We start from the raw sequence: 6,837 nt of genomic DNA on the forward strand, positions 1-6,837 counted from the left end.
ACCGCGGCAGTATTTCAAATTTATCTCAGCTCCGCCGGACACAGGCGCACGGAGGGTTTTTTATGATTATTTGTGATGAAACAAACCTGCTCTTTACCCTGCACACCAAAAACACCACCTATCAGATGAAAGCCGATTCATACCGTGTGCTGCTTCACACCTATTATGGCCCCCGTATCAGCGGCGGCGACTTGTCCTACCTGATTCAGTATACCGACCGGGGCTTTTCCCCCAATCCCGGGGAAGCCGGCCATTGCCGCACCTACTCTCTGGACACTCTGCCGCAGGAGTACTCCTCCTGCGGCGTGGGCGATTTTCGCCTGCCCTCTCTGGAAACTGAGCTGGCGGACGGCAGCCACATTACCGACCTGCGTTTTATCGGCTTTGCCCGGCAGGACGGAAAATACGCCCTGGACGGCTTGCCTGCCTTTTTTGGCGGCGGCGAGTGGGAAACTCTGATCCTCTTTCTGGAAGACACTGCCGCCCATCTCCGGGTGGAGCTATACTATGGCGTGTTGGAGGCACAGGATCTGATCACCCGGGCAGTGCGCATTGTTAACCAGGGAAATCGCCCCATCCGGCTGTATCAGGCCGCCTCCGTGTGCCTGGACTTCCAGCGCGGCGACCTGGATCTCATCACCTTCGACGGACGCCATGTGATGGAACGCTGTCCCCACCGGGCCCCCCTGCGCCCCGGCGTACAGGGGGTGGGCAGCATCCGGGGAACCTCCAGCCATCAGCACAACCCCTTTGTCGTCCTCTGTGAGCCGGGAACTGGCGAGGATTCCGGCCTGTGCTGGGGCGCCATGCTGCTCTACAGCGGTAATTTTCAGGCTCAGGCCGAGCGCAGCCAGTTTGAGGGCTGCCGCTTAGTCATGGGCATCAATCCCCACCACTTCTGCTACACGCTCGCTCCCAACGAGGGGTTCACCGCCCCGGAGGCCGCCCTCATCTGCTCCCCCAACGGTTTCTCCCAGATGAGCCGCCAGTACCATCGGGCCATCCGGAAACACCTGCTCCGGGACCCTCTGGCCGGGCAGCGCAAACCGGTGTTAATCAACAACTGGGAGGCCACCTATTTTGACTTCGACGCTGATCGCCTGGTACAGATCGCCCAGGCGGCGGCTCCTCTCGGCATCGGCCTGTTTGTCATGGACGACGGCTGGTTCGGCAGCCGGGACAGCGATCACAGCGGCCTGGGCGACTGGTCCGTCAACCAGAAAAAGCTCCCCGGCGGTCTGGAGGCACTGGTCCCCCGCATCAAAGCCCTTGGCATGTCCTTCGGCCTGTGGATTGAGCCGGAGATGGTCAACGAGGACAGCCAGCTCTACCGCGAACACCCGGACTGGGTACTGGGGATCCCCGGCCGGGCCCAGACCCGGGGCCGCAGCCAGCTTGTACTGGACTTCTCTCGCGCAGAGGTCCGAGACCACATCTACAGCGCTCTGCGCGCCGTGCTGTCCAGCGCTGACATCACCTACATCAAGTGGGACATGAACCGCAGCCTGTCCGACGTGTGGTCCGCCGCCCTCCCCACCGAGCGCCAGGGTGAGGTCTACCACCGCTATGTCCTGGGGGTGTACGATCTGCTCAACCGCTTTCACCGGGACTTCCCCAATCTGCTTATGGAAGGATGCAGCGGCGGCGGCGGCCGGTTTGACGCTGGCATGCTCTACTATACACCCCAGATCTGGTGCAGCGACAACACCGACGCCATTGACCGTCTGCACATCCAGTACGGCACCTCCTTTTGCTATCCCCCCTGCACCATGGGCGCCCACGTGTCCAGCGTGCCTAATGAGCAGAACGGCCGGGTGACTCCCCTGGAGACCCGGGGCGTAGTGGCCATGTCCGGCGCCTTCGGCTACGAAATGGATCTGGGCAAGACCACCCAGGCCGAACGGGAAATCATCCAGAAGCAGGTGGCGGATTATCACGCCTATTACCAACTGATTCAGGACGGAGATTACTACCGCCTCAGCAACCCGTTCCAGGACCCCTTTACTGCCTGGGCCCACGTGTCCCAGGACCAGCGGCAGGCGCTGGTTTCCGTGGTCACCGGCAGCGTATGCGCCGCCCCCTCCTTTGTCACCCTGCGCCTGAAGGGCCTGGATCCCAGCCTGCGCTACCAGGTCAACGGCGTCAGCTATCCGGGGGACGTTCTTATGCAGGCCGGCTACCCCCTTCCCATGCCGTGGGGAGACTACCAGTCTGTTCAGCTCTACTTATCCGCACAATAGCCCCGCAAAGGCAGCAAAAATGGATGACCGGTCCTCTGGCCGGTCATCCATTTTAATTTTGCGGCTGGTTTTGAAGTCTCCACTCCCTGGGGGACACGCCGTAGCGCTTTTTAAAGGCCCTGGAAAAGTGGAGCTGGTTGGGGTATCCGCACAGGGTAGAGATATCTCCAATCGAATTGGCTGTGGTCTTCATCAGCTCTGTGGCCTTTGACAGCCGCAGCCGGATGAGAAATTCCTGGGGCGGACAGCCCATATTCTCCTTGAACAGCTTGCTGAAATAGCTCCGGTTCAGCTTGCAGACATCGGCAATCTCTTCCACCGTGATCTCCCGCTGGTAGTTGTGCTCCATATAAGTGACCGCCTCTTGGATGTAAAAATCCCGCAGCTGGCCGCCATGGAGCTCCCGCCGGGTGGAGGAAGACTGGATAAAACCGTCCAGAAACAGGCAAAGATGTCCAATCAGATGGAGGGTAGACGCCTCGGAGTGGTTGGCGATGTACAGCATGGTATCGCGTACCTGCTGCCCCAGAGCAGCGCTCTGGGGCAGGTAGATGGGCTGGGAGAAGCCCATCCCCGCACTGTCCATATACTCCGCCACCCGCAGCCCGTCAAACTCCAGCCAGACATACTTCCACGGTCTGTTCTTATCGGCACAGTAGGTGTTGATCTGGCCGGGGCAGATTAGAAATCCCTCGTCCGCGCCAAGGTCATATTGGCGCGTCACGCCCTCTCTGTCCGTGGAGTTCAGATGCCCTTTTCCCGAGATCACATAGTGGAACAGGAAATGGTTGCGCACAAAGGGGCCGAAGGAGTGCAGCGGCGCGCACTGCTCCCAGCCGTACTGGTACAGCCGCAGATCGAGAAAGTTTTCGTTGGGAAAGACAGAAAAGGAGAATTCACCCACAGCGGAGCGCCCCCTTTCTCTTCCGTGCCTCCGCACATCCCGCTTCTGGCGATTGGTACACAGGTTCTTACACCGGCTTCTGCCGGCCGCTGGCAGTGCCGGCCGCAGCGCTCCGGAACCGGGCCCGGGAGCGTTTAATCTCATCATAGGCCTCCGCCACGGCCTCCTCGGTCCGGCGCAGGGCGTCCTCACAGTATTCATTGGCCGCCCGGCGCAGCTCCCGGCTGCGCTCCTCCGCCTGGCGGATCATGTCGCTGCCCCGCTGCTTGGCCTGGGCCGTAATCTCGTCCTCCGCCAAAAGCTGCCGGGCCCGATCCTCCGCCTGCCTGCGAATTAAGTCCGCCTCCCGCTTGGCGGAGGCAATATAGTCACTGCGGCTGTTGAGCAGCTTTTTCGCCTCACTCAGCTCCATGGGAAACTGTCCCCGGATTTCATCCAGCAGATCCAGGGCTTTGTCCCGCTCGATGATACATTTATCACTGCTCAGCGGCACGCTCTTGGCCTCGTCAATCATCTGGTAGAGCAGGTCCATCAGTTCTTCCACGCCACTGGCCATTATATCCCCCTCCTTTGCCGCACTCGTTCATTCACGTCGTCTATGATCTCCCGGGGCACAAAGTCCGACAGATCCGCGCCGTAGCGGGCCATCTCCTTCACCACACTGGAGCTGATATAGGTATACTTTCCGCTGGACGGCATCAGCATCGTGTCCAGACGAGGGTTCAGTTTCCGGTTCAGCAGCGCCATCTGCATCTCATTTTCATAGTCGGACACCGCCCGCAGGCCCTTTATCAGCGTACACGCCTTCTTCTCCCGGGCATACTCCGCCAGGAGGGTAGCGGAACAGTCCACCTCCACATTTGGCAGCTTCTGGGTCACGCGGCAGATCAACTCCACCCGCTCCTCATAAGAAAACAGGCCTGCGCGCTTTTCTGAGTTTACCAGTACGCATACAATCAGCTTGTCGAAGCATACCGCCGCCCGTTTGATAATATTCAGGTGCCCCAAAGTGATGGGGTCAAAGCTGCCAGGGTAGATGGCAATCTTCACTGCCACCCCCTCCTCTCTCCCGCGCCGTTACAGTCCGCGCCGGTATATGGTAATCTTAATCTTGCCGTAGCGGTACTCCCGTCCCTTCTCATAAGGGGCGCTCAGCGCCGGCAGCACGGTTTCCCCCGCACTTTCGCAGACCATTATACCATTTTCAGACAAGATGTCAATTCCGGCCGCCGTCTCAATGGACCGCTCCAGCAGTCCAGAGGCATAGGGTGGGTCCAGAAAGAGCACGTCATACTTTTCCCGGCAGGAGGTCAGGAAGGCAATGGCGTCCCGCTGGCACACCCGGGCCTGATTCTCCAGCCGGGTGGCGCGCAGGTTTTCCCCAATCAGCGCCGCCGCGTCTTTGCGCACATCCACAAAGGTGCAGTGGGCCGCCCCCCGGGACAGGGCCTCAATCCCCAGCTGGCCTGTGCCGCCGAACAGGTCCAGAATCCGCCGGCCCTCAATATCAAACTGTATAATGTTAAAAATGGACTCCTTCACCCGGTCCGTGGTGGGCCGGGTCTCCATCCCGGACAGCTCCCGCAGCCGCTTGCCCCGGGCGGATCCTGTAATTACCCGCATTTGTCCTTCCTCCCTTTGTCTGGCGCAGACTGCTTCCGTCTATGCCTCCGGCTCCTTCTCCCGGAAAAACTGGTAGACCGCCTGGGCGGTGCTTTTGGGCACCGCGCCTTCCAGTTCCTCCAGGGAGGCCGCTTTGATCTGCTTCACGCTCTTGAAGTATTTTAGCAGTTGGTTTCTCCGTTTTTCCCCTATCCCGGGGATCTGGTCCAGAATGGAGCCCTGCACCCGCTTTTTGCGCTGAAGGCGGTTAAACTCAATGGCGAACCGGTGTGTCTCCTCCTGAATCTGGCCGATAAGGGCAAAGATCGCCGGATTGCCCTGAATGCCGATCTCCTGTCCCTCCGGCGTAACCAGCGCCCGGGTCCGGTGGCGGCCGTCCTTTACCATGCCGAAGACCGGGATATCCAGCCGCCACGCCTCCAGCACATTTTGTACCACCCGGGCGTGGGTGGCGCCGCCGTCAATCAGGAGCACGTCCGGCCTTTCCGAGAACCTTTCGTCCCCATCCAGATAGCGCTGGAACCGGCGGCGAAGCACCTGCTCCATGGAGGCATAGTCGTCCGGGTGTTCCATATCCTTCAGCTTGAAATGGCGGTAATCCCGCTTCAGCGGCCGCCCGTTGACGAAGACCGTCATGGAGGCCACTATGTCATCATCCCCCGTATTGGAGATGTCATACGCCTCCATTCGCCGGGGAAACCCGCTGATATTCAGCATCTTCGCCAGCAGCTCCAGCAGCTTGTTCTGCCGCTCCTCTCCCGTGGTGGCCCGCTCGGTCTCCTCTACGGCGTTTTTGTTGGCCAGACGGATGAGATCCGCCTTAGCCCCCCGCTGGGGGGTGATCAGATTCACCCGCCGGCCCGCCGCCTCGGAGAGCATTCGGGTCAGCGGCACCTCGTCCTCCAGCTCACAGGGGAGGAGGATCTGTCTGGGCAGGTTTCCCCGTCCCCCGTAGAACTGCCGCACCAGGGTGGAGACCACAGTCCCCTCGTCCTCCTCTATAGGGGCCTCCATCAAATCCCAGTCCTTCGCCGCCAGCTCCCCGTCCACATAGTGGAGCACCACAAAGCAGCTCTTGGCGCTCCCTCGGTGAAAGCCCACCACGTCGGTGTCCGCCAGACTGCCTGCCACCACCTTCTGACGCTTGCCCAGCAGCTCAATGGCCTGATAGCGGTCCCGCAGCTCGGCGGCCCGCTCAAAGCGCAGCTCCTCCGCCGCCCGCTCCATCTCCGCCTTTAAATCCTCCCCCACCTCCTGGAACTTCCCCTCCAGCAGGCGCAGCGCCTGTCCCATGGCCTCGCTGTGCCGTTCCCGGCTCATCTCCGTTCGGCAATAGCCGTCGCACTGGCCCATGTGATAGTTCAGGCAGGGCCGCTCCTTGCCCACGTCCCGGGGAAATTTCCGGCTGCACGAGGGCAGCTTCAGCGCCAGACGCAGGGCGTCGATAATCCCCTGGGTACTCAGCCGGCTGCCAAACGGGCCAAAATACCGGGCTCCATCCTCCGCCGCCTTATTGGCCAGGGAAAAGGTGGGATAGGGGTCCTTCACGCTCACCCGAATATAGGGATAGCCCTTTCCGTCCTTGAGCAGAATATTGTAGTGGGGCTGGTGCCGCTTGATCAGGGAATTTTCCAGCACCAGCGCCTCAAACTCACTGTCGGCGATGATTACGTCAAAGTGGTCAATCTGACTCACCATGGCCCGGGTCTTCTCCGTGTGGGAGGCCAGATCCGCGAAATACTGGCTCACCCGGTTTTTCAGGGCCTTGGCCTTGCCCACGTAGATGACCTCATTCTTTTGGTTCTGCATGATGTACACCCCTGGCTTCAGGGGCAGCGCGTGGGCCTTTTCCTTCAGCTCGTCAAAGGTCATATCCCCGGCTCCTCCTCTCCCACAGGTTCAGTATTAAAAAAAGCGCCGCAAAAGGGCGGTGACGTAAGAAAACATTTTAAGCGAGGGTCGGCGTGGCGTCAAGCTGCGCCGACTTTCGCATTATGATGTGGTATAAAAAAAGTTGACACCCCATTCTCAAGGATTGGGTATATAATCAAGAGAATAAGGAGTGGACAA

At 60.1% G+C, this 6,837-nt stretch carries 5 protein-coding genes and 1 pseudogene; 1 reads left to right on the plus strand and 5 read right to left on the minus strand.

Translation table 11 applies throughout. The features are described from left to right. Positions 1 to 62 precede the first annotated feature (62 nt). Complete coding sequence (locus tag D1159_RS14565; protein ID WP_161846380.1) at positions 63 to 2,240, plus strand: alpha-galactosidase; 2,178 nt, start codon at positions 63 to 65, stop codon at positions 2,238 to 2,240. Positions 2,241 to 2,292: 52 nt separating this feature from the next. Here the strand turns inward: D1159_RS14565 and D1159_RS14570 are convergent, their stop codons facing one another. The 5 genes and pseudogenes from D1159_RS14570 to uvrC form a co-directional block, all read right to left on the minus strand. Next, positions 2,293 to 3,144, minus strand: a complete 852-nt coding sequence (locus D1159_RS14570) for an AraC family transcriptional regulator (protein ID WP_347563706.1) — start codon at positions 3,142 to 3,144, stop codon at positions 2,293 to 2,295. Positions 3,145 to 3,211: 67 nt separating this feature from the next. Continuing rightward, the gene (locus D1159_RS14575) at positions 3,212 to 3,700 is read right to left on the minus strand and encodes a hypothetical protein (RefSeq protein WP_161846381.1); all 489 of its coding nucleotides are present in this window, start codon (positions 3,698 to 3,700) and stop codon (positions 3,212 to 3,214) included. Next, a complete protein-coding gene (coaD, locus tag D1159_RS14580; protein WP_161846382.1) occupies positions 3,700 to 4,194 on the minus strand; it encodes a pantetheine-phosphate adenylyltransferase in 495 nt (164 codons plus the stop codon). The genes D1159_RS14575 and coaD overlap by 1 nt, the downstream gene beginning before the upstream one ends. Positions 4,195 to 4,221: 27 nt before the next feature. Beyond that, positions 4,222 to 4,770: pseudogene (rsmD, locus tag D1159_RS14585) on the minus strand (16S rRNA (guanine(966)-N(2))-methyltransferase RsmD); the annotation flags it as partial. A 36-nt stretch (positions 4,771 to 4,806) separates the two neighbouring features. Further along, positions 4,807 to 6,639: an excinuclease ABC subunit UvrC gene (gene uvrC / locus D1159_RS14590; RefSeq protein WP_161846384.1), complete on the minus strand. Its 1,833-nt coding sequence runs from the start codon at positions 6,637 to 6,639 to the stop codon at positions 4,807 to 4,809. Positions 6,640 to 6,837 lie beyond the last annotated feature (198 nt).

The sequence above is a fragment of the Pseudoflavonifractor sp. 524-17 genome, from assembly GCF_009935845.1.
Taxonomy (GTDB): domain Bacteria; phylum Bacillota; class Clostridia; order Oscillospirales; family Oscillospiraceae; genus Pseudoflavonifractor_A.

Coding starts and splice junctions, on each gene's coding strand:
- D1159_RS14565 (WP_161846380.1), top strand. CDS start 63: ATGATTATTTGTGATGAAACAAACCTGCTCTTTACCCTGCACACCAAA.
- D1159_RS14575 (WP_161846381.1), bottom strand. CDS start 3,700: ATGGCCAGTGGCGTGGAAGAACTGATGGACCTGCTCTACCAGATGATT.
- uvrC (WP_161846384.1), bottom strand. CDS start 6,639: ATGACCTTTGACGAGCTGAAGGAAAAGGCCCACGCGCTGCCCCTGAAG.